The organism is Pseudomonas sp. B23(2017) (assembly GCF_002113725.1).
In the GTDB taxonomy this organism is placed as follows: Bacteria; Pseudomonadota; Gammaproteobacteria; order Pseudomonadales; family Pseudomonadaceae; genus Aquipseudomonas; species Aquipseudomonas putida_Z.
Genome location: NZ_NEJM01000013.1, coordinates 152,908 through 175,241, shown reverse-complemented (window position 1 = coordinate 175,241; position 22,334 = coordinate 152,908). Strand labels below are relative to the sequence as shown.

The 22,334-nt window shown below is 64.4% G+C and carries 19 protein-coding genes; 9 read left to right on the top strand and 10 right to left on the bottom strand.

The annotated features are described in order from the left end of the window. Positions 1 to 57 precede the first annotated feature (57 nt). Positions 58 to 1,908, top strand: a complete 1,851-nt coding sequence (locus CAG46_RS20315; protein WP_085617245.1) for an alkaline phosphatase D family protein — start codon at positions 58 to 60, stop codon at positions 1,906 to 1,908. A gap of 140 nt (positions 1,909 to 2,048) precedes the next feature. On the opposite strand, the gene rssC is transcribed toward CAG46_RS20315, so the two are convergent. Next, entirely contained in the window at positions 2,049 to 2,531 is a 483-nt protein-coding gene (gene rssC / locus CAG46_RS20310) for an anti-sigma factor antagonist RssC (protein ID WP_013971741.1), read from the bottom strand. Further along, positions 2,528 to 3,712, bottom strand: coding sequence for a two-component system response regulator RssB (gene rssB / locus CAG46_RS20305; RefSeq protein WP_015269551.1), 1,185 nt, complete (start codon positions 3,710 to 3,712; stop codon positions 2,528 to 2,530). Before rssB ends, rssC begins: the two co-directional genes overlap by 4 nt. Positions 3,713 to 3,994: 282 nt before the next feature. Between rssB and CAG46_RS20300 the strand changes: the two genes are divergently transcribed. Continuing rightward, positions 3,995 to 4,294, top strand: coding sequence for a PilZ domain-containing protein (locus CAG46_RS20300; RefSeq protein WP_025338339.1), 300 nt, complete (start codon positions 3,995 to 3,997; stop codon positions 4,292 to 4,294). Between the two features lie 166 nt (positions 4,295 to 4,460). On the opposite strand, the gene CAG46_RS20295 is transcribed toward CAG46_RS20300, so the two are convergent. Further along, positions 4,461 to 5,168, bottom strand: coding sequence for a VacJ family lipoprotein (locus tag CAG46_RS20295; RefSeq protein WP_015269550.1), 708 nt, complete (start codon positions 5,166 to 5,168; stop codon positions 4,461 to 4,463). A 200-nt stretch (positions 5,169 to 5,368) separates the two neighbouring features. Between CAG46_RS20295 and CAG46_RS20290 the strand changes: the two genes are divergently transcribed. Together CAG46_RS20290 and CAG46_RS20285 are read left to right on the top strand one after the other, a co-directional pair. Further along, positions 5,369 to 5,932, top strand: coding sequence for a phosphonoacetaldehyde phosphonohydrolase-related protein (locus CAG46_RS20290; protein WP_085617242.1), 564 nt, complete (start codon positions 5,369 to 5,371; stop codon positions 5,930 to 5,932). A gap of 122 nt (positions 5,933 to 6,054) precedes the next feature. Continuing rightward, the gene (locus CAG46_RS20285) at positions 6,055 to 6,318 is read left to right on the top strand and encodes a DUF4404 family protein (RefSeq protein ID WP_015269548.1); all 264 of its coding nucleotides are present in this window, start codon (positions 6,055 to 6,057) and stop codon (positions 6,316 to 6,318) included. 150 nt (positions 6,319 to 6,468) lie between these two features. On the opposite strand, the gene queF is transcribed toward CAG46_RS20285, so the two are convergent. Next, complete coding sequence (gene queF, locus CAG46_RS20280; RefSeq protein ID WP_085617240.1) at positions 6,469 to 7,299, bottom strand: NADPH-dependent 7-cyano-7-deazaguanine reductase QueF; 831 nt, start codon at positions 7,297 to 7,299, stop codon at positions 6,469 to 6,471. 264 nt (positions 7,300 to 7,563) lie between these two features. Between queF and cinR the strand changes: the two genes are divergently transcribed. Both cinR and CAG46_RS20270 read left to right on the top strand, forming a co-directional pair. After that, positions 7,564 to 8,244: a two-component system response regulator CinR gene (gene cinR, locus CAG46_RS20275; protein WP_015269546.1), complete on the top strand. Its 681-nt coding sequence runs from the start codon at positions 7,564 to 7,566 to the stop codon at positions 8,242 to 8,244. After that, positions 8,241 to 9,593, top strand: coding sequence for a heavy metal sensor histidine kinase (locus CAG46_RS20270; protein WP_085617238.1), 1,353 nt, complete (start codon positions 8,241 to 8,243; stop codon positions 9,591 to 9,593). Before cinR ends, CAG46_RS20270 begins: the two co-directional genes overlap by 4 nt. A 141-nt stretch (positions 9,594 to 9,734) precedes the next feature. Here the strand turns inward: CAG46_RS20270 and CAG46_RS20265 are convergent, their stop codons facing one another. The 3 genes from CAG46_RS20265 to CAG46_RS20255 form a co-directional block, all read right to left on the bottom strand. Next, positions 9,735 to 10,976 carry a lipoprotein-releasing ABC transporter permease subunit gene (locus CAG46_RS20265; protein WP_085589453.1) on the bottom strand — a complete coding sequence of 414 codons (1,242 nt, stop codon included), beginning with the start codon at positions 10,974 to 10,976 and terminating at the stop codon, positions 9,735 to 9,737. Between the two features lie 61 nt (positions 10,977 to 11,037). Next, positions 11,038 to 11,721: a lipoprotein-releasing ABC transporter ATP-binding protein LolD gene (lolD, locus tag CAG46_RS20260; RefSeq protein WP_169774647.1), complete on the bottom strand. Its 684-nt coding sequence runs from the start codon at positions 11,719 to 11,721 to the stop codon at positions 11,038 to 11,040. A 7-nt stretch (positions 11,722 to 11,728) separates the two neighbouring features. After that, the gene (locus CAG46_RS20255) at positions 11,729 to 12,979 is read right to left on the bottom strand and encodes a lipoprotein-releasing ABC transporter permease subunit (RefSeq protein WP_085617236.1); all 1,251 of its coding nucleotides are present in this window, start codon (positions 12,977 to 12,979) and stop codon (positions 11,729 to 11,731) included. A gap of 93 nt (positions 12,980 to 13,072) precedes the next feature. On the opposite strand from CAG46_RS20255, the gene CAG46_RS20250 reads away from it, so the two are divergent. Both CAG46_RS20250 and CAG46_RS20245 read left to right on the top strand, forming a co-directional pair. Beyond that, complete coding sequence (locus CAG46_RS20250; protein WP_085617234.1) at positions 13,073 to 13,657, top strand: PilZ domain-containing protein; 585 nt, start codon at positions 13,073 to 13,075, stop codon at positions 13,655 to 13,657. Positions 13,658 to 13,688: 31 nt separating this feature from the next. Next, complete coding sequence (locus CAG46_RS20245) at positions 13,689 to 14,411, top strand: glycerophosphodiester phosphodiesterase (protein ID WP_015269542.1); 723 nt, start codon at positions 13,689 to 13,691, stop codon at positions 14,409 to 14,411. A gap of 42 nt (positions 14,412 to 14,453) precedes the next feature. Here CAG46_RS20245 and sthA read toward each other — a convergent pair whose 3' ends face one another. The 3 genes from sthA to CAG46_RS20230 all read right to left on the bottom strand — a co-directional run bounded on the left by sthA (position 14,454) and on the right by CAG46_RS20230 (position 18,708). After that, complete coding sequence (sthA, locus tag CAG46_RS20240) at positions 14,454 to 15,848, bottom strand: Si-specific NAD(P)(+) transhydrogenase (protein WP_015269541.1); 1,395 nt, start codon at positions 15,846 to 15,848, stop codon at positions 14,454 to 14,456. 202 nt (positions 15,849 to 16,050) lie between these two features. After that, positions 16,051 to 17,049 carry an FAD:protein FMN transferase gene (locus CAG46_RS20235; RefSeq protein WP_085617232.1) on the bottom strand — a complete coding sequence of 333 codons (999 nt, stop codon included), beginning with the start codon at positions 17,047 to 17,049 and terminating at the stop codon, positions 16,051 to 16,053. A gap of 195 nt (positions 17,050 to 17,244) precedes the next feature. After that, positions 17,245 to 18,708, bottom strand: a complete 1,464-nt coding sequence (locus CAG46_RS20230; RefSeq protein WP_031324543.1) for a glyceraldehyde-3-phosphate dehydrogenase — start codon at positions 18,706 to 18,708, stop codon at positions 17,245 to 17,247. 167 nt (positions 18,709 to 18,875) lie between these two features. On the opposite strand from CAG46_RS20230, the gene mfd reads away from it, so the two are divergent. After that, positions 18,876 to 22,325, top strand: a complete 3,450-nt coding sequence (gene mfd / locus CAG46_RS20225) for a transcription-repair coupling factor (protein WP_085617230.1) — start codon at positions 18,876 to 18,878, stop codon at positions 22,323 to 22,325. Positions 22,326 to 22,334 lie beyond the last annotated feature (9 nt).

The window sequence follows — 22,334 nt, the reverse complement described above, 5'->3', positions numbered from 1 at the left end:
GTACCTGTGGGAGCGGGTTTACCCGCGAAGAGGCCCGAGAAGCCACCTGAGCTGTCGATGACCTCCTCTACCCCATTGCCCCTCGTACTCGCCGGCCCGGTACTGCGCCGCCTGGAACCCCAGCGCCTGGCCATCTGGCTGGTCGCGACGCAACCGCTGCAACCCGAATTCATCTTCCCGGCAGGCGAGGCCAAAGTCGATTGCCAGGTGGTCGCGGTGGGCCAGCACGCCTTCATCCACCTGCTGGACATCCACTTCGCCCAGCCGCTGCCCTGCAACCAGCTGCTCGACTATGACCTGCTCATCAACGGCCAGGACATCGCCGGCTGGGCGCCGCACCTGCTCTACCCCGGCGCCCGGCGCCCAAGCCTGGTGCTGCGCGATCGGCTCGACCACCTGCTGCACGGTTCCTGCCGCAAGCCGCATTTTCCGGCCGCCGATGGCCTGCTCTGCGCCGACCGCCTGCTGCAGGCCTGCGAAAGCCCCGCGGACCGCCCCGCCGTGCTGTTGATGACCGGCGACCAGGTCTATGCCGACGACGTCGCCGGCCCGATGCTGCGCGCCATCCACAGCCTGATTGCGCGCCTGGGCCTGTTCGACGAGCAACTGGAGGGCGCGGTGGTGCCCGACAGCCAGGCGCTGTACCAGCACCCGGCCTGCTATTACCACCGCGCCGACCTGCTGCCGGCACAGGAGCGCAACGAAACCCTGCGCGAGCGCTTTTTCGGCGGCAAGCGCAAGCCGATCTTCTCCTCCAGCAACGCCGACAACCATCTGGTGACCTTCGCCGAGGTCATGGCCATGTACCTGCTGGTGTGGTCACCGGTGCCCTGGCAGTTGGTGAACCTGGACATGCCCAACGGGCTCACCGCCCCGCGCCAGGCCCGTTACCGGCAGGAGCTGCCGCTGATCCAGGCGTTTGCCGACAACCTCGGCCAGGTAGCACGAGTGATGGCCCACCTGCCGTGCCTGATGATCTTCGACGACCACGACATCACCGACGACTGGAACCTCTCGGCGCTGTGGGAAGAAACCGCCTACGGCCACCCCTTTTCGCGGCGGATCATCGGCAATGCCTTGCTCGGCTACCTGCTGTGCCAGGCCTGGGGTAACGACCCGCAGGGTTGCAAGCCCCTGGTCGGGCAATGCCAGGCGTTGAACAGCCAGACCCAGGATGAGCTGATCGGCGCACTGCTGCGCTTCCAGGGCTGGCAGTTCAGCCTGCCCACCAACCCACCCTTGCTGGTGCTGGACACCCGCACCCGCCGCTGGCGCAGCGAAAGCAGCCTGGCCAAGCCGTCCGGCCTGCTCGACTGGGAGGCGCTGAGCGAGTTGCAGCAAGCACTGCTGGACCACCCGTCGGCGATCATCGTGTCGCCTGCGCCGATTTTTGGCGTGAAGCTGATCGAGACAGTGCAGAAGCTATTCAGCTGGCTGGGCTACCCGCTGCTGGTGGATGCCGAGAACTGGATGGCCCATCGCGGTGCAGCGCAGGTCATCCTCAATATCTTCCGCCACTCGCGCACGCCGGGGCACTACGTGGTGCTGTCCGGCGACGTGCATTACTCGTTCGTCTATGAAGTGCTGATCCGCCACCGCCAGCGCAGCCCGCACTTGTGGCAGGTGACCAGCAGCGGGATCAAGAACGAATTCCCGCGGCGCCTGCTGGATGTGCTCGACCGGCTCAACCGCTGGCTGTATGCGCCACGCTCGCCGCTCAACTGGTTTACCAAGCGGCGGGAAATGGAGGTGGTGCCGCGTACGCCCAGCCATAGCAAGGCTGGCGAGCGGTTGTGGAATGGCGCGGGGTTGGGGCAGGTGTTCTTCGATGAACAGGGGCGGCCGGCACGGGTGTATCAGCTGGATGCGGGTGGGGGTGAGGCTACCGAGTTTGCGCGGCGGGGGTGATCAGGCAGGTAATGCTTGTGTTGGCCTTGCCGGCCTCTTCGCGGGTAAACCCGCTCCTACAGGTAGAGTGCGTGACTCAAGACTGGTGCATAACCTGTGGGAGCGGGTTCACCCGCGAAGAGGCCGGTACAGGCTGAAGATCAGGTCCGCTCCAGCGCATTGACCAGGTCATGGAAGGCTTCGCGGTTGGAGTCGTTCAGGCCCATGAGGATCTTGTGCGCCTCCAGCACCTTCGAGCGCACCACGTCTTCGTTCTGGTCCTGGGACGGCAGGTCGGTCAGGCATTCCGGGCACGGGATCGGCCGATCGACGATGTTGAACACCTGATCGAAGCCCATCGACTGCAACAACCGGGAAATGTCCGGGTTGGTGGTGACCACGGTCGGCAACAGGCCCACCTTCTGGCGCGACAGGATCGACAGCTTGGCCAGCAGGCCCAGGGTGGTGCTGTCGATGCTCTCGGTTTCGGTCAGGTCGATGACAATCGCCGAGAAGTTCAACGCGGTGAAAATCTTCTCGATCGTCGCATCCAGCGCCGAACACAGGGTAAGGCGCACTTCACCGACGAATTTCAGGACGAAGGTACCGCTCTGCTCGGCGAACTGGATTCTACCGGTACTCATTGAAGGTTCCTGCTCAACACCAATAGGGCGATATCATCCGGCATCTCCCCAAGCGTAGCCAATCCAAATCGTTGACGCAGCCCATCCAGGCTGCCACCTGCTGCCCTGACGATTTCCGGCAGGGCGGTTTCTTTATCTTTGAGCGTGTCACCCGGCAAAAGGTCCAGAATGCCATCGGACATCAGGCTGAGGCTGAACTGCGGCGGCAGCTCCACCACCAGGTCCTGGTAGGTGGCCTCGTCGAACAGCCCCACCGGCAGGCCGCGGCCTTCCAGGTAGCGGGTATGCTCGGGGGTGTGCAGCACCGGCAGCGGCAGATGGCCGCCAACGGCGTAGGTCAGCAGGCCGGTGTCTTCATCGATCACCCCGCCAACCATGGTCACGTGCTTGCCCAGCTTGCAGTTGATCAGCCCGCGGTTGATGTGGCTGAGCACCTGCGAGGGTTTGAACTCGCGCATCTTGCTGCCGCGCTTGAATTCGAACAACAGCCGCGTGGTCATGAACTTCAGCAGCACGGTGACGAACGCTGACGACGCGCCATGCCCGGAGACGTCGGCGAGATAGAAAGCGATGCGCCGTTCGTCCACCCGGAAGTAATCGGCAAAATCACCCGACAGGTATAGCGACGGGATGATCTGGTGCTCGAAGGCGAACTCGCCGGCCACCCAAGGGCTTTCCGGCAGCATGTTCATCTGCACCTGGCGACCGGCGGTCTGGTCCTCCTGCAGCAGGTGCAGGCTGGCCTCCAGTTCGCGGTTGGCGGCTTCGAGCTTGTCGCGGTAGCGCTGGTTTTCCAGCACCAGGCGCGAGCGGTCGAGGGCGCGGCGCACCGAATGCTCGAGCACGGCCAGGTCTTCCAGCGGCTTGATCAGGTAGTCGGCAGCGCCCAGGCGCAACGCTTCCACCGCATCACTCATGACGCCGGCACCGGACACCACGATCACCGGTAACTGCGGGGCGCGCTCGCTGACCTGGCGGATCAGTTCGAGGCCGCCCATCTGCGGCATGCGCAGATCGCAGATCACGAGGTCGGGCTGGTGTTCTTCGAAGACCTGAAGCCCCTGCTGGCCATTGCCGGCCTGGAGGACGCTGAAGCCACTGTCTTCAAGATAGGCGGCGAGGCTTGCACGGACCACGTCGTCGTCATCGATGATCAGCAGCGTTGCACTGGTTTTCTGCATGTGGGCGAACGGCGCCGATTTAGGTTGGTGCAGCGGTGTCGGCAAGGCAGACGGCCAGCTACGGGAATTCTTTGTGGTCACACTCTACTTTGAGTTGTAGGACAAGATCACCTGCCCGGCAACTGTCCGGCAACTGTGAGAGCTACCTTGTAAGGCGCAGACGGTACTCCCATCCGGCAGGCGTTTCAAGCATGCAAGGGTCGACCCCGCCGCACTTTACAGGGCAAATCACCGGGAGTTATAAGAAAGTCGACCAGCGCAACCCGACGGGAAGGATGCAGCATGCCCCACACGCCCTCCAGCCATGGCGAGAAACGCGATTTCATCCGCATGCGCATCGACACCGAGGTCAGCCTGCTGCACGAAGGCCAGGTGATCGCGGCAGTGTGCCTGGACCTGTCCAGCGGCGGCATGCAGGTGCAGGCACCGCAGCGCTTCCACGTGGGGGACCATATCGAGGTACGGATCGAGTCCGACCACCCGGCGCTGAAGGGGCTGCACGCCAGCACCGAAGTGGTGTGGATTGCCGACCAGCCGGGCGGGCAGCAGAAGTTCGGGTTGCGGATTCTGGCGATGCATTGATGGGGCTGCTGGGCACCCCTGTAGGAGCGGCCTTGTGTCGCGATGGGCTGCGCAGCAGTCCCCGGCTTCAGCTTTGCCGCATGAATTGCCGGGGCCGCTTTGCGGCCCTATCGCGACACAAGGCCGCTCCTACACGGGGACTGTGCAGGACCAAGCACGCGCAGGATCAGAAGTCGTCTTCGACCTCGCCATCCTTGACCTTGAACTCGCGGTTCTGCAGGTAGGCGTTGCGAATGAAGATGTACTTGTCACCCTGGATCAGCTTCTCTGCCGACAGCAGGTCGGCGCGGGTGTCGATGATGTCCAGGGCGAAGATCGAATTGCGCGTCGGCACATGGTCGATGTAGCGGTAGGGCTTGGTGTAGGTATCCGGGTACTTGGCCACGCCGTCACGCACGGTGCTCGGGCCCAGCAGCGGGATGACCACGTACGGGCCGCTCGGCACGCCCCAGTAGCCGAGGGTCTGGCCGAAGTCCTCGTCGTTGCGCTGCAGGCCCATCTTGGTACCCACGTCGAAGAAGCCGCCCAGGCCGAAGGTGGTGTTGACTATCAGCCGCGCCGTGTCCACGCCCGCAGCATGGGGCTTGAACTGCAGCAGATCGTTGGCCAGGTTGGTCACATCACCCAGGTTGCGGAAGATGTTGTGGATGCCATCTTCGAGGAACTGCGGGGTGACCGCCTGGTAGCCCTTGGCCAATGGCTTGAGGGCATAGGTGTCGAGGGTATCGTTGAAACGGAAGATCGGGCGGTTGACCGCTTCCCAGGGATCTTCCTCGGTGGCGGCCTGGGTGGCTGCCACGGGCGCCAGCAGCATGCTGGCGCAGACACAGGCCTGGGTGACTCGTTCGATCACACTGGCACCGATCCTACGCATAGGTGTTTCTCCATCGAATTTCTCGGCCGCAAGCGCAAACGGGTGCGCTGCTGTACGGCGGCAGTATAGAGGCTTGCGGGCTGATAAACAGCTTTACACATCTCTGCTCAATATTTTGTGAACAACTGTTGCGCGGCGCCCGCTGTCACAGGGCGGTAACAATCGCCGAATAGCCTGCGGACTATTTGAGGGAAGTTGCCATGGACGCTGCACCCGCCTTCACCGCTGTGCTGTTCGGCTTGCGCGGCTGCCTGGTGCAAGCCGCCAATGGCGCCCCCTCGCCCGCCCCCGGCGCCCTGGCCACCCTCGCCAGCCTGCGCCAGCGCCAGGTGCCGTGCATCTGGCTGGACGACCTCGACGCCACTCAAAGCAAGCGCCTGGCGCACGTACTGCCCGCCTGGCTGCCGGGGCATTCGGTGAACGGCGTGCGCTGGCCGGCGCCGAATGCCTGCTGGCAGGCCCTGATGACGCTGGACAGCCAACGCCTGGACGGCTGCGTGCTGGTCAGCGGCGACCCACGCCTGCTGCAGTCCGGCCTGAACGCGGGGTTGTGGACGGTAGGGCTGGCAGCCTGCAGCCCGTTCTGCGACCGCAGCTCGCGGCAATGGCAAGCCATGACTGCGCAGGAACAGGACCTGGCCCGTGGCAAGGCGACGCTTGAACTGTTCGGCCTGGGCGTGCACTCGGTGATCGACCACCTGGAAGCGCTGGACACCTGCCTGCAGGACATCGCCCAACGCCGGCGCAAGGGCGAAAAACCCTGATACAGCACCTTTGACGCGGATCATGCAAAGCAACGACAGGTGGATTACGCTGAAGACAGGCCAGAACCTTTGCCGCTTCGCTGAGGTCCATGGCTTGCCAAGCCATTGATGGAGAACTGCCAATGCCTGCCCGCGAATTGCAAGAGCGCCTGAACAGCTTGCGCGAGCAACTGGATCGCAACGTGCCGCTTTCGGACGAGGAGCTGGCCGCGCTGCACGAAGAAGCGCGCCAGATCGAGGCGCAACTGAAGCTTGAGGAAGCCACGCCAGACCACAACCTGGTGGACGGCGTGAACCTGGCGATCGAACGCTTCGAGGCCGACCACCCCGACCTCACCGCCACCCTGCGCAGCATTGCCAACTCGCTGCACAGCATGGGGATCTAGAAATACTGGGGCCGCTTTGCGGCCCTATCGCGACACAAGGCCGCTCCTACAGGTACAGCGCATGCCTCAAATCTTGCGCTGTACCTGTAGGAGCGGCCTTGTGTCGCGATAGGGGCGCGAAGCGCCCCCCCCCCGGCGTACTTGCGAACCTTACTGCCGAACCAGGCGCTTGTTGTCCGGGCTGATCGCCCCCGTGCTGCGGTAAGGGTTGATATCCAGCCCACCCCGGCGCACATAGCGCGCATAGACGGTCAAATGCTCCGGCTGCAGCAGGTTCTTCAAGTCCAGGTAGATCCGCTCCACACACTGCTCGTGGAAGTCGGCATGCTGGCGGAAGCTGATCAGGTAGGTCAGCAGGCTGGCATGGTCCAGCGCCCTGCCCTTGTACTCGACCACCACGCTGCCCCAGTCCGGCTGGCCGGTGACCGGGCAGTTGGACTTCAGCAGGTGGCTGTGCAGGGTTTCTTCCACCTGCCGCTCCGGGTTGCAGTGCAGAAGCTCTGGCTGTGGCTGTTCGTAGTTGCTGATGGCAACGTCCAGCGCATCGATGCAATGCCCCGGCAAGGCCACTACGCCTTGGGCCTCGACCTCGGCCAGGGTGCGTACTTTCACGCCGACCGGCTTGCCGGCGGCGGCGGACAGGTCTTTCTCCAGGCACGCCTGCAGTTCGCCAAGCGAGGCGAACACCGTCTGGTTCAATGAGTTCAGGTACAGCTTGAACGACTTGGACTCGATGATGTTCGGCGAATCGGCGGGGATGGCGAACTCGCCGATTGCCACCACCGGCTTGCCCGACGGCAGCAGCCAGCTCAGCTCGAAGCAGTTCCAGTAATCCACACCCTGCCACGGCAAGGTCTGGGCGGTAACGCCCAGTTCGGCCCACTTGGCGGTACGCGGGATCGGGAACAGCAGCTCCGGAGAATAGGTGGCAATGTATTCGCTGGACTTGCCCAGCGGGGAATGTTCGGCAGCGGGATGCATGGAAACTGACCTGAAGGTTCGAAATTGCCCCTAGTCTACCGGTTTTGCCCCCCGCCTTGGAGCGCAAGTCAGCGGGATTACATCTTCGTCAGTTTGGGGCGAGCGGGTGCATCGTCACGTATCATCTCAGCATCACCCAATCCCTGTGGGAGCGGGTTCACCCGCGAACACCGGCAAAGCCGGTGCCATGCACCGTGTTGAATTCTTCGCGGGTAAACCCGCTCCCACAGGGTTTTGTGCCGTTTGCTGGAGTCAATTCACCCAATGAAACTGCTGATCGTCGAAGACCAGGCCCGTACCGGCCAGTACCTGAGCCAGGGCCTGAACGAGGCCGGCTTCGCCACCGAACTGGCCACCGACGGCGAGACCGGCCAGTTCCTCGCCCTGACCGGCGACCACGACCTGCTGATTCTCGACGTGATGCTGCCCGGCCGTGACGGCTGGCAGATCCTCCAGGCCGTGCGCCAGGCCGGACTGGACACCCCGGTGCTGTTTCTCACCGCCCGCGATGCCGTGGAAGACCGGGTGCACGGCCTGGAATTGGGCGCCGATGATTACCTGGTCAAGCCGTTCGCCTTCTCCGAACTGCTGGCGCGGGTACGCAGCCTGCTGCGCCGGGGCACCAGCCCCAGCCAGGACACCACCCTGGGCCTGGCCGACCTGCGCCTGGACCTGATCCGCCGCCGCGCCGAGCGCGCCGGCCAGCGCATCGACCTGACCGCCAAGGAGTTCGCCCTGCTTGAACTGCTGCTGCGCCGCCAGGGCGAGGTGCTGCCCAAATCGCTGATCGCCTCGCAGGTGTGGGACATGAATTTCGACAGCGACACCAATGTGATCGAAGTGGCGATCCGCCGCCTGCGCCTGAAGATCGACGACCCACACCCCAACAAGCTGATCCATACCGTACGCGGCATGGGCTATGTACTCGAAGAGCGCGCGGAGTGATGCGTCGGGTCTCCCTCGGCAGCCGCCTGGCCCTGCTGTTCGCCGCCTGCACCGCCGCTGTCTCGCTCGGCGCCGGCCTGATATTCAGCCGGGCCAGCGAGCAGCATTTCGTCGAACTGGACCAGCAACTGCTGGACTCGCGCCTGTCGCTGTTCCGCACCCAGCTGGCCGGTATCACCACCCCGGCCGAGCTGCAGGCGCGCCTGCCCGCCTTGCGCGATGAACTGGGCCACCAGGCCGACCTGGCCCTGCGCATCAACGGCAGCGACGGCGCCACCTGGTTCGAAAGCCGCACAGGCCTGCCGCGGACGCCACTGCCCGACGGCCTGGCAACCCTGCATGCGCAAGGCACCGACTACCGCAGCCTGGCCGTGCACCTGGCGCAAGGCGCCCCGCAGTCGCCACAACTGACCCTGTACCTCGACATCACCCATCACCAGCACTTCCTGCAGGGCATGCAACGGCTGATCTGGCTGACGGTGGGCCTGTCGGCGCTGGCCACGGCACTGCTCGGTGCCTGGGCTGCACGCCGCGGGCTGCGACCGTTGCGGCAGATGGGCCAGGTGGCTGCCAGCGTATCGGCGCGCTCGCTCACCACACGCCTGCCGGTGGCACAGATGCCCGAAGAGCTGGCCGAACTGGCCACGGCCATGAACGCCATGCTGCAGCGCCTGGACGATGCCTTCCAGCGCCTGTCGGCATTCTCCGCCGATATCGCCCACGAGCTGCGCACGCCGCTGTCCAACCTGCTGACCCACACCCAGGTCACCCTCACCCGCCCGCGCAGCCTCGAAGAGTACCGCGAAGCCCTGCACGGCAACCTCGAGGAGCTGCAATGGATGGCGCAGATGATCAACGACATGCTGTTCCTGGCCAAGGCCGACCATGGCCTGCTGGTGCCGGGGCAAGCACCGCTGGTGCTGCATGAGGAGGTGGATGCGCTGCTGGAGTACTACGCGCCGCTGGCAGAGGACAGCGGCGTGCAGATGCTGCGCGAGGGTGAGGCGCTGCTGCAGGGCGACCGGCATATGCTGCGCCGGGCACTGTCCAACTTGCTGGACAATGCCTTGCGCTTCACCCCGTCGGGTGGGCAGATAAAGGTGACATTGGGGCCAGGGCCGAGGATTGGCGTGGCCAATACCGGGGCGGCTATCGAGCCGGCAGTGTTACCACGTTTGTTCGACCGCTTCTACCGGGTGGACCCGGCGCGGCGGGAAGGCAGTAGCGAGCATGCCGGGTTGGGGTTGGCGATTACCCGGTCGATCGTGCAGGCCCATGGCGGGAGCATTCGGGCGCAATGCGAGGATGGGTGGACGCGGTTTTTGATCGAGTTCACTCAGGATCGGTGAAACTGGGGCTGCTTCGCAGCCCATCGCGACACAAGGCCGCTCCCACAGGGATCGCGTCAGCTTGGCCAATTCGCGATGCTTGTGGGAGCGGCCTTGTGTCGCGAAAGGGGCGCAAAGCGCCCCCAGACTCTCAGGTAAACATCAAACCGCCAGACCAATCGCCGGCTGCACCTGCGATGCCCGATAAGCCGGGTAAATGGTCGCCAGGAAGCTCATCACCAACCCGGCAGTGCAGATGATCGCCACATCGCCCCACTGCAGCTGCGACGGCAAGCTGCTGACGAAGTACACATCCGAAGTAAAGATGTGCTGCCCGCTCACCCGCTCCAGCCAACCGACGATCTGGCTGACGTTGAACGCCGCAATCACCCCAAGCACGCCACCGATCAGCGTCCCGACAATGCCGATCAGGCTGCCCTGGACCATGAACGTGCCCATGATCTGCGCCGGTGTGGCGCCCAGGGTGCGCAGGATGGCGATGTCCGGGCCCTTGTCGTTCACCACCATCACCAGGGTGGCGATGATGTTGAACGCCGCCACCGCGATGATCATCAGCAACAGCAGGCCGATCATGGTCTTTTCCATCTTCATGGCGCTGAACAGGCTGCCCTGGGTATGCGACCAGTCATCGGCACGGTAGGCATCGCCCAGCCCGGCAGCGATGGCCTTGGACACCTGCGGCGCGGCATACAGGTCGTGCAGTTTCAGGCGCACGCCCTGCACCTGGCCCGGCGCCCAGCGCTGCATGGCGCCGGCATCGTCCACATGGATGTAAGCCTGCGAGCCATCCAGCTCGGCGCCGACCTTGAAGATGCCGACCACGGTCAGGCGCTGCATGCGCGGGGTGATGCCGCCCGGCTCCTTGCTGATTTCCGGCACGATCAGGGTCAGTTTGTCGCCGGTATTCAGGCGGAAGCGCCGCGCAGTCAGCTCACCGATGACCACGCCGAACTCACCCGGCTGCAGGTCCTGCAGGCGGCCCTGGACGATATGCTGGCCGACGATCGAGACCTTGCCCTCTTCAGCCGGGTCGATACCGCCTACCTGGATCGGCTGCATCGCGCCCTTGTACGACAGCATGCCTTCCATTTCGGTAATCGGCGCCGCCGCCATCACCGCCGGGTCGCGCATGGCCGCGTCGGCCACCTTGTGCCAGTCGTCCAGCGGCTGCACGCCGAGGATGGCGGCATGCGGCACCAGGCCGAGGATGCGCGAACTCATTTCGCGCTGGAAGCCATTCATCACCGACAGCACCACGATCATCGCCAGCACGCCCAGCGACAGGCCGATCATCGAGGTCATCGAGATGAACGAGATGAAGTGGTTGCGGCGCTTGGCTCGGGTGTAGCGCGCGCCGATGAAGATGGGCAAGGGTCTGAACATGTACGAAATCACCCAATGAAAACAGGAAAACGGGGCGGCACCGGCCACCCCGTGCAGTCGATCAGATCGCCACCAGGTGGCCGTCGTCGAGCTTCAATACACGGTCCATCTGGCGCGCCAGGTTAAGGTCGTGGGTGACCACCAGGAACGCCGTGCGCGACGCGCTGGACAGTTCCTGCATCAACTCCTGGATGCCCTGGGCGGTGTGGTGGTCGAGGTTGCCGGTCGGCTCGTCGAGCATTACCAGGCCGGGGCGGTTGACCAGTGCCCGGGCAATCGCCACCCGCTGGCGTTCACCACCGGACAGTTCGGCCGGCTTGTGGTTGAAGCGGTGGGCCAGGCCCACGCGCTTGAGCAGCGCCTCGGCACGCTCACGGGCCTCGGGGATGGGCGTGCGGCCGATCAGCAATGGCATGCACACGTTCTCGATGGCAGTGAATTCCGGCAGCAGGTGGTGGAACTGGTAGACAAAGCCCAGCTCGCGGTTGCGCAACAGGCCACGGGCACGCTCGCCCAATGCCGACAGCTCCTCACCGGCCAGCCAGACACTGCCCTGGGTCGGCCGGTCGAGGCCGCCCAGCAGGTTGAGCAAGGTACTCTTGCCCGAGCCGGAGCTACCCACGATGGCTACCCGCTCACCGGCGTGCAGCTCGAGGTTGAGCCCGGACAGCACCTGCACCGATTCCGGGCCCTCGTCGTAGGACTTGCCCAGGTTGCGGCAACTCAGAACGGCTTTATCACTCATGCGCGACTCACTCATAACGTAGCGCCTCTGCAGGCTGGGTGCGGGCCGCACGCCAGGCCGGGTACAGGGTGGCGAAGAAACTCAGGACCAGTGCCGCGCCACAGACCATGTACACGTCCTGGGCCTGGATCTGCGACGGCAGGTAATCGATGAAATACACGTCGGCGTTGAGGAACTTGTGCCCGATCAGTTTCTCGATGCCGGCGATCACCGCGCTCACGTTCAGCGCGGCGACGATCCCGACCACGGCGCCGATCAGGGTACCGATCACCCCGATCACCGTGCCCTGGACCATGAAGATGAGCATGATCTGCCCGGGCGTGGCGCCCAGGGTACGCAGGATGGCGATGTCGCCACGCTTGTCGTTGACTACCATCACCAGGGTGGAAATGATGTTGAACGCCGCCACCGCCACGATCAGCAGCAACAACAGGCCGATCATGGCCTTTTCCATGCGGATCGCCTGGTACAGGTTGCCGTGGGTACGGGTCCAGTCACGGCTGTAGAATTCCTGGTCACCCAGGCGCTGGGCGATGTCCCAGGCCACCCGTGGCGCCTGGAACAGGTCGTCGAACTTCAGGCGCAGGCCCTGGACCTGGTCGGGTTTCCAGCGGTGCAGGCGGGACAGGTCGCTGATGTTGGTCAGGCCCAGGTAGCCGTCGATCTCGCCCGCGCCCACGTGGAAGGTGCCGACCACGGTGAAGCGCTTCATGCGCGGGAACATGCCGGCCGGGGTCACGCTGACCTCGGGGGCGACGAAGGTGAGCTTGTCGCCGATGCCCACGCCCAGCTTGGCCGCGGCCTTGTCGCCGATCATGATGCCCCACTCGCCCGGCGCCAGCTGGTCGAGGCGGCCTTGCAGGACGAACTTGTCGATGATCGACACTTCGCGCTCGCGGGCCGGGTCGATGCCGTTGAGCAGCACCTTCTGCACCTTGCCTTCATGGGTCAGCAGGCCCTGCATCTGGGTGAAGGGCGCAACCGCCACCACCTGCGGATTCTGCTTTACTTGTTGGGCAAGGGCCGGCCAGCCGGCAATGGGCTGGCCGCTCTCCAGCGTGGCATGCGGGATCATGCCCAACACGCGGGTGCGCATCTCGTGGTCGAAACCGTTCATCACCGAGAGCACCACGATCATCACCACCACGCCCAGGGCGAGGCCGATCATCGAGGTCAGGGAAATGAACGAGACGAAGTGATTGCGACGTTTGGCACGGGTATAACGCGTGCCGATGAATGCGAAAAGAGGTCTGAACATGTCGGGGCTTGTTCGGATGAAAGGGAACGTCCTTGTGGCGAGGCGCCTACGGCGGCTTTACACTCGGACCACCGCCGCTACCTTGGGTTCGCCATGACGACATTAGACGAAGAAGATCGCCGCGAATACTACCGCATCGAAGATCGGATCGCACTTCAAATAAGCCCCCTCAGCGCGGCCGAAGCCCTTGACCCAGATGTGTTGCAAGATGATTCGCCACTATTCAACCTGCTCAGCGAACTGCACCTGTCCGACTTCGAGTCGCAACACCTGCTGCGCCAGCTGAGCGAAAAGGACCGCACCCTCGCCGCCTTCCTGCGCGCGCAGAACAAACGCCTCGACCTGCTTAGCGCGGTGGTTGCCCAGACCCTGATCGGCGAAGTTGGCCAGCCCCAGCCGGTGGTCATCTCCGAGGGCGGCATCGAATTCGCGCAAGCCACAGCGGTGGCCCCCGGCACCCGAGTCAAGGTGAAGATGGTGCTGATGCCGCGCGCCCATGGCCTGCTGCTGCGCGGCAAGGTAACCCATTGCGACCCGCGCCCGGAGGGCGGCTTCGAGGTCGGCACCGAATTCACCGACATGACCGACGCCCAACGGCAACTGCTGGCTCGCTACATCCTGCAGCGCCAGCAGCAGCAACGGCGCCAGCAGCTGGAACAGAACGACCCCGCCTCCTGAGCCCATTTTTCTCTGATTTGAAGGAACGAACGTGACCCTGATCTACGGCCACCGCGGCGCCAAGGGCGAAGCGCCCGAGAACACCCTGAAGAGCTTCCAGCAATGCCTCGCCCATGGCGTGACCCGCTGCGAGCTGGACCTGCACCTGTCGGCCGACAACGAGCTGATGGTGATCCATGACCCCACCCTCAAGCGCACCACCGGCAAACGCGGCAAGGTGGTCGAGCACCCGGCCGCCGAGCTGGTCAAGATCGATGCCCGCAAAGGCGGCCCGGGCCACGTCCAGCCCTGCCCGATCCCGAAACTGGAAGAACTGTTCGAGAAATGCCCGTTCGAGCACTGGCAGCTGGAGGTGAAAAGCGCCTCGCGCACCCGTGCCGCCACCACCGTGCTGGCAATCCGCGAACTGGCCCAGCAGTACGGCCTGCTGGACAAGGTGACCATCACCTCCAGCTCACGCGAAGTGCTGGGTGCCGCCCTGGAGCTGGTGCCGGACGTCAAGCGCGGGCTGGTGGCCGAATACGCCTGGCTCGACCCGCTGAAGGTGGCACAGAACTACGGCTGCGAGCTGCTGGCATTGAACTGGACACTGTGCACCCCCGAGCGCCTGCTCAAAGCCCAGGGCCAGGGTTTGCACGTGTCGGTGTGGACGGTCAACGAACCGGCACTGATGCGCCGGCTCGCTGATTTTGGCGTGGACAGCCTGATTACAGACTTTCCCGGTTTGGCCAAGACCACCCTCGGGCAGGGTTGAAATCGGTCTCTCCGACCGGCTCAGGCCACCGGTCGGAGCCGCTCAAAAAAGCCGGTTCAGGCCGTCGTAGGCAGCTACCCGATAGGCTTCGGCCATGGTCGGGTAGTTGAACGTGGTGTTGACGAAGTACTTCAGGTTGTTCTGCTCACCCGGCTGGTTCATGATCGCCTGGCCGATGTGGACGATCTCCGAAGCCTGGTAGCCGAAGCAGTGCACGCCAAGGATTTCCAGGGTTTCGCGGTGGAACAGGATCTTCAGCATACCCTGCGGCTCACCGGCGATCTGCGCGCGCGCCATGCCCTTGAAGAAGGCCTTGCCCACTTCGTACGGCACCTTGGCCTGGGTCAGTTCCTGTTCGTTGCGGCCGATCGAGCTGATCTCCGGAATGGTGTAGATGCCGGTCGGCACATCGTTGACGAAGCGCCAGCTGCCATTATCGACGATGCTGCCAGCGGCAGAGCGGCCCTGGTCATGAGCGGCACTGGCCAGGCTCGGCCAGCCAATGACGTCGCCGGCACCGTAGATGTTCGGCACGCTGGTGCGGTAGGCCTCGTCGACCTCGATCTGGCCGCGGCTGTTGACCTTGATACCGATGTTTTCCAGGCCCAGCTTGTCGGTGTTGCCGGTACGGCCGTTGCACCACAGCAAGGCGTCGGCCTTGATCTTCTTGCCCGACTTCAGGTGCAGGATCACCCCGTTGTCCAGGCCTTCGACGCGCTCATACTCTTCGTTGTGGCGCACGGTGATGTTGTTGTTGCTGAAGTGGTAGCTCAGCGCCTGGGAAATTTCCGAGTCGAGGAAGCTCAGCAACTGGCCACGGTTGTCCACCAGCTCTACCAATACACCCAGGCCGCTGAAGATCGAGGCGTATTCGCAACCGATCACGCCGGCACCGTACACGATCAGCTTGCGTGGGGTGTGGCTGAGGCTGAGGATGGTGTCGCTGTCGTAGACGCGCGGGTGGTGGAAGTCGATGTCGGCCGGGCGGTACGGGCGCGAGCCGGTGGCGATGATGATGTGCTTGGCGTTGAGCTTTTCCACCACACCGTTCGGGCAGACCACTTCGACGGTCTGCTCGTCGGCGAAGCTGCCGGTGCCGAAGAACACGTCCACGCGGTTACGCGCGTAGTAGCCGGTGCGCGACGCTACCTGCTTGGCGATGACCTTCTCGGCGCTTTTCAGCACGTCCGGGAACGAGAACCAGCGCGGCTCACCGATGGCACGGAACATCGGGTTGGTGTTGAACTGCATGATCTGCCGCACCGAGTGACGCAGTGCCTTGGACGGGATGGTGCCCAGGTGGGTGCAGTTGCCCCCGACCTGGCGACGGCTATCGACCATCGCCACCTTGCGCCCTGCTTTGGCGGCGTTCATTGCCGCACCTTCTCCGGCCGGGCCGGAACCCAGCACCACTACGTCGTAGTTGTAGACAGCCATGCGTACTCCTTCAGAACTGGCCCGCAAGCCACGGTCGCTCGCGGGGCGCGATCATGCCGCCGGGGCGTCATGAGAAAATTCGGGTGCAGTCTAATCAAGCGTGAACGCCGCGCACATTAACCCTTGGTCGCGTCGTAGGCCAATTTTGCCCGCACTACATGTGTGAACCATTCCCTGGCGGCGATCATCCCTGCTTGTGCTTTCATTCGCCTTTCACTGCCCGTTCGAATGCGGGCGTAGCTCGGGAGACGAAGCCACCCTCGGCCCGAGTCACCAATACCGCGGCCAGGCCATGCGCCACGGCAAAATCCCAGCCACGTTCCGGGCCCAGGATCAACAGCAGCGTCGAATAGCCGTCGGCCTGCAGCGCCGAGGCATCGAGCACGGTGACCGCGGCCAGGTCGTGCTGCACCGGGCGCCCGAGGCGGGCATCGAAGGTGTGCGAATAGCGCCGGCCATTCTCCTCGAAATAGTGCCGATAGTCACCCGAGGTTGATACTGAAAGGCCATTGACCGGGATGATCTGGCGGGCTATCTGGCGATCTTCGCGTGGCAGCTCCAGGGCGATGCGCCATGGGCTGCCATCGGGCTTGCGGCCGGCGGCCTTGAGCTCGCCGGTGGCTTCGGCGACAAAGCTGGCCACGCCCATGGCCTGCAGGCGCGCGGCGATCAGGTCGACGGCATGGCCGGCGGCGATGCTGTTGAAGTCGAGTTGCACCGGGGCGTCCTTGCACAGGGCCTGGCCGTCGATATGCAAGTGCCGGTAGCCCACGCGCTGGCGCACCTGGGCCAGGGCCAGCGGGTCGGGCACCTGCTCGTGACGGGCCTGGGGGCCGAAGCCCCACAGGTCGAGCAAGGGTTCGACGGTAAGGTCGAAGGCGCCGCCGCTCTGCTCGGCCAGGAGCTGACCAAGGCTGACCAGTTCGAGCATGTCGGGCGGCAGGACCTGGCACTGGTTGGCGGGCAACTGGTTGAAACGGCTGACGGTGGAGTCGCCGCGGTAGGTCGAGTAATGCTGGTCGATGTCGTGCAGGATGGTTTCGACTGCCGCCTGCACCTGGACCGGCGCCGGGCCGCCGGGTTCGCGCACGTACTGGATGCTGTAGCTGCTGCCCATGGTCGGGCCGCCCAGGCGCTCCAGGGTGGGGCCCTGGTTGCAGGCGGTGAGCAGCATGAGGATGAACAGCAAGGCTGTGCGCAAGGTTCGGGCTCTCGGTTGCCTGTACTGGCCTCTTCGCGGGTAAACCCGCTCCCACAGGTATACCACTGCCCTCACGGACGACGCGGCCCTGTGGGAGCGGGTTTACCCGCGAAGAGGCCGGCACAGACAACAAAAATTCTGGATAAAAAAACGGGAACCCGAAGGTTCCCGTTTTTTCATTGCCTTACAAGCGTATCAGTGCGGAAACGCTGGCGGGTTCACACCGGCCATCTCTTCCATCACACGAACCACCTGGCAGCTGTAACCGAATTCGTTGTCGTACCAGACGTACAGAACAACGCGGTTGTCATTGCAGATGGTCGCTTCGGCGTCAACCACACCGGCGTGGCGCGAACCGACGAAGTCGGTCGAAACCACTTCCTGCGAGCTGACGTAATCGATCTGCTTGTGCAGTTCCGAGTGCATGGCGGTCTGGCGCAGGTACTCGTTGATCTCGTCGCGGCTGGTGGCCTTCTCGAGGTTCAGGTTGAGGATGGCCATCGAAACGTTCGGCGTCGGTACGCGAATGGCGTTGCCGGTCAGCTTGCCCTTCAGCACTGGCAGTGCCTTGGCGGCAGCAGTGGCGGCGCCGGTTTCGGTGATGACCATGTTCAGCGGCGCGGCACGGCCACGGCGGCTGCCCTTGTGGAAGTTGTCGATCAGGTTCTGGTCGTTGGTGAACGAGTGAACGGTTTCGACGTGGCCGTTGACGATGCCGTACTGGTCGTTGATGGCCTTGAGCACCGGCACGATGGCGTTGGTGGTGCAGGAAGCGGCCGAGATGATCTTGTCATCGGCAGCGATGTCACCGTGGTTGATGCCGTGCACGATGTTCTTCAGCGCGCCCTTGCCAGGTGCGGTGAGGATCACGCGGGCAGCGCCCGGGCAGGCCAGGTGCTGGCCCAGGCCGTCGGCATCACGCCATACGCCGGTGTTGTCGACGATCAGCGCGTTTTCGATGCCGTACTGGGTGTAGTCGACTTCGCTCGGGCTCTTGGCGTAGATAACCTGGATCAGGTTGCCGTTGGCGGTGATGGTGTTGTTGGCTTCGTCGATGGTGATGGTGCCATCGAACGGGCCGTGCACCGAGTCACGGCGCAGCAGGCTGGCACGCTTGACCAGGTCGTTCTCGGCGCCCTTGCGCACGACGATGGCGCGCAGGCGCAGGCCGTCGCCGCCACCGGTCTTCTCGATCAGGATGCGCGCCAGCAGGCGGCCGATGCGGCCGAAGCCGTACAGGACAACGTCGGTGCCCTTGCGCGCCGAAGCGTTCTGCTGGCCAACCACCTCGGCCAGTTCTTCACGGACGAACTGCTCGGCAGTGCGGCCATTGCCTTCCTGCTTGAACTTGTTGGCCAGCTTGCCCAGGTCGACCGAAGCGGCGCCCAGTTTCAGCTCGCTCATGGCCTTGAGCAGGGGGAATGTCTCGTGGACGGACAGTTCGGTTTCGTCGGCTTGACGATGACGCGCAAAGCGGTGCGCCTTGAGGATCGAGATAACCGAACGGTTGATCAGGCTACGGCCATAAATCGAGCTCACCACGTTGTTGTTGCGGTAGAGCTGACCGATAAGCGGGATCATCGCTTCAGCCAGGGCTTCACGATCGATCCACTCACCAAGACACTGGTCGGGCTTCTGAGTCACGGGAACCTTCCACATGTAGGGACAGAAAAAAGGGGCTACATTATGACGCCCCAACGCGTTACGGGCAATGAGCGCCTGTCGCGGCCACGCAAGCCAGCGTTCACGCCCTTTCGAACCTGACAGCCGGCACCGTCACCGGTACAATTGATCTCTTTGCCGCAACGCTTGGAGTGCAATCTCCCGTGTCAGTTCTGCGCCTACCGCAAATGTCGGCCACGGCCGGCAAACAAACCTGGGGCAATCTACCCGGTGCCACCCTCAGCCTGGCCATCGCCGAGGCCGCCAGCAGCGCGGGCCGCTTCACTTTGCTGCTGACTGCCGACAGCCAGGCTGCCGATCGTCTGGAACAGGAACTTCGCTTCTTTGCCCCGGACCTGCCGGTGCTGCCGTTCCCCGATTGGGAAACCCTGCCCTACGACCTGTTCTCGCCGCACCAGGACATCATTTCCCAGCGCATCGCCAGCCTCTACCGCCTGCCGGAGCTGAGCCACGGCATCCTCGTGGTGCCGATCACCACCGCCCTGCACCGCCTGGCGCCGACCCGTTTCCTGCTGGGCAGCAGCCTGGTGCTGGACGTGGGCCAGACCATCGACGTGGAGCAGATGCGCCTGCGCCTGGAGGCCAGTGGCTATCGCTGCGTCGACACCGTCTACGAGCATGGCGAGTTCGCCGTGCGCGGCGCGTTGATCGACCTGTTCCCGATGGGCAGCAAGCTGCCCTACCGCATCGACCTGTTCGATGACGAGATCGAGACGCTGCGCACCTTCGACCCAGAGACCCAGCGCTCGATCGACAAGGTGGATTCGGTGCGCCTGCTGCCGGCGCGCGAGTTCCCGATGCAGAAAGAGGAAGTGACCCGCTTCAAGGCGCGTTTCCGCGAACGCTTCGATGTCGATTTCCGCCGCAGCGCTATCTTCCAGGACCTGGCCAGCGGCATCATCCCCGCCGGCATCGAGTACTACCTGCCGCTGTTCTTCGAAGAAACCTCGACCCTGTTCGACTACCTGCCGGCCGACACCCAGGTGTTCTCGCTGCCCGGCGTGGAACAGGCCGCCGAACACTTCTGGAACGACGTGCGCGGGCGTTATGAAGACCGCCGTGGCGACCTGAGCCGGCCGCTGCTGCCACCGGCCGAACTGTTCCTGCCGGTGGAAGACTGCTTCGCCCGGCTCAAGCAATGGCCACGGGTAGTGGTCAGCACCGAAGACCTCGACCCGGGCGTGGGCCGCGAGCGCTTCCCGGCGCGCCCCCTGCCCAACCTGGCAATCGAGGCCAAGGCCAACCAGCCCCTGGCCGAACTGGCCAATTTCCTCGACCAGTTCCCCGGCCGGGTGTTGTTCACCGCCGAATCGGCGGGCAGGCGCGAAGTGCTGCTGGAGCTGCTCGAGCGGCTGAAACTGCGCCCGGATACCGTCGACGGCTGGGCCGACTTCATCACCGGCAGCGAACGCCTGGCAATCACCATCGCCCCGCTGGACGAAGGCCTGCTGCTGGACGACCCAGCCATCGCCCTGGTCGCCGAAAGCCCGCTGTTCGGCCAGCGGGTCATGCAGCGCCGGCGCCGCGACAAGCGCGGCGAAACCGCCAACGACGCGGTGATCAAGAACCTGACCGAGCTGCGCGAAGGCGCGCCGGTGGTGCACATCGACCATGGCGTGGGTCGCTACCTGGGCCTGGCCACCCTGGAAATCGACGGCCAGGCCGCCGAATTCCTCACCCTGGAATACGCCGAGGGCGCCAAGCTGTACGTGCCGGTGGCCAACCTGCATCTGATCGCCCGCTACACCGGCAGCGACGATGCCCTGGCACCGCTGCACCGGCTGGGCTCGGAGGCCTGGCAGAAGGCCAAGCGCAAGGCCGCCGAACAGGTGCGCGACGTGGCCGCCGAACTGCTCGACATCTATGCCCGCCGCGCCGCGCGCAAGGGCTATGCATTTGCCGACCCGTCCGCCGACTACGCCACCTTCAGCGCCGGCTTCCCGTTCGAGGAAACCCCGGACCAGCAAGCTGCCATCGAAGCGGTGCGCGCCGACATGCTGGCGCCCAAGCCGATGGACCGCCTGGTGTGCGGCGACGTCGGCTTCGGCAAGACCGAAGTGGCCATGCGCGCGGCATTCATTGCCGTGCACAGCGGCCGCCAGGTGGCCGTGCTGGTGCCCACCACCCTGCTCGCCCAGCAGCACTACAACAGCTTCCGCGACCGCTTTGCCGACTGGCCGGTGACCGTGGAGGTGATGAGCCGCTTCAAGTCGGCCAAGGAAGTGGCCAACGCCGCCGCCGATCTGGCCGAAGGCAAGATCGACATCCTCATCGGCACCCACAAGCTGCTGCAGGACGATGTACGCTTCAAGGACCTGGGCCTGGCCATCATCGACGAAGAGCACCGCTTTGGCGTACGCCAGAAGGAACAGCTCAAGGCCCTGCGCAGCGAGGTGGACATCCTCACCCTCACCGCCACGCCGATCCCGCGTACGCTGAACATGGCGGTGGCGGGCATGCGCGACCTGTCGATCATCGCCACGCCGCCGGCGCGCCGCCTGTCGGTACGCACCTTCGTCATGGAGCAGAACAAGAGCACGGTCAAGGAGGCGCTGCTGCGCGAGCTGCTGCGCGGTGGCCAGGTGTACTACCTGCACAACGATGTGAAAACCATCGAGAAATGCGCCGCCGACCTTGCCGAACTGGTGCCAGAGGCGCGCATCGGCATCGGCCACGGGCAGATGCGCGAGCGCGAGCTGGAACAGGTGATGAGCGACTTCTACCACAAGCGCTTCAACGTGCTGGTGGCCTCGACCATCATCGAAACCGGTATCGACGTGCCCAGCGCCAACACCATCGTCATCGAGCGTGCCGACAAGTTCGGCCTGGCCCAGCTGCACCAGCTGCGCGGCCGTGTTGGCCGCAGCCACCACCAGGCCTACGCCTACCTGCTGACGCCAACCCGGCAGAAGGTCAGCGCCGACGCCGAAAAACGCCTGGAGGCGATCGCCAACACCCAGGACCTCGGCGCCGGCTTCGTGCTGGCCACCAACGACCTGGAGATTCGTGGCGCCGGCGAGCTGCTGGGCGAAGGCCAGAGCGGGCAGATCCAGGCGGTGGGCTTTACCCTGTACATGGAAATGCTCGAGCGCGCGGTCAAGGCGATCCGCAAGGGCACCCAGCCCAACCTTGAGCAGCCGCTGGGCGGCGGCCCGGAAATCAACCTGCGCCTGCCAGCACTGATCCCCGAGGACTACCTGCCCGACGTGCATGCGCGGCTGATCCTGTACAAGCGCATTGCCTCGGCGGCCGACGAAGAAGGCCTCAAGGACCTGCAGGTGGAAATGATCGACCGCTTCGGCCTGCTGCCCGAGCCGACCAAGAACCTGATGCGCCTGACCTCGCTCAAGCTGCACGCGGAAAAGCTCGGCATCAAGAAAGTCGACGCCGGCCCCAACGGCGGGAAGATCGAGTTCGAGGCCGAGACCCCGGTCGACCCGCTGACCCTGATCAAGCTGATCCAGGGCCAGCCCAAACGCTACAAGTTCGAAGGCGCCACCCAGTTCCGCTTCCTGGTACCGATGGAACGCCCCGACGAACGCTTCAATAACCTGGAGGCGCTGTTCGAGCGCCTGACCCCACAGCCTGCCTAAGGAAGATCC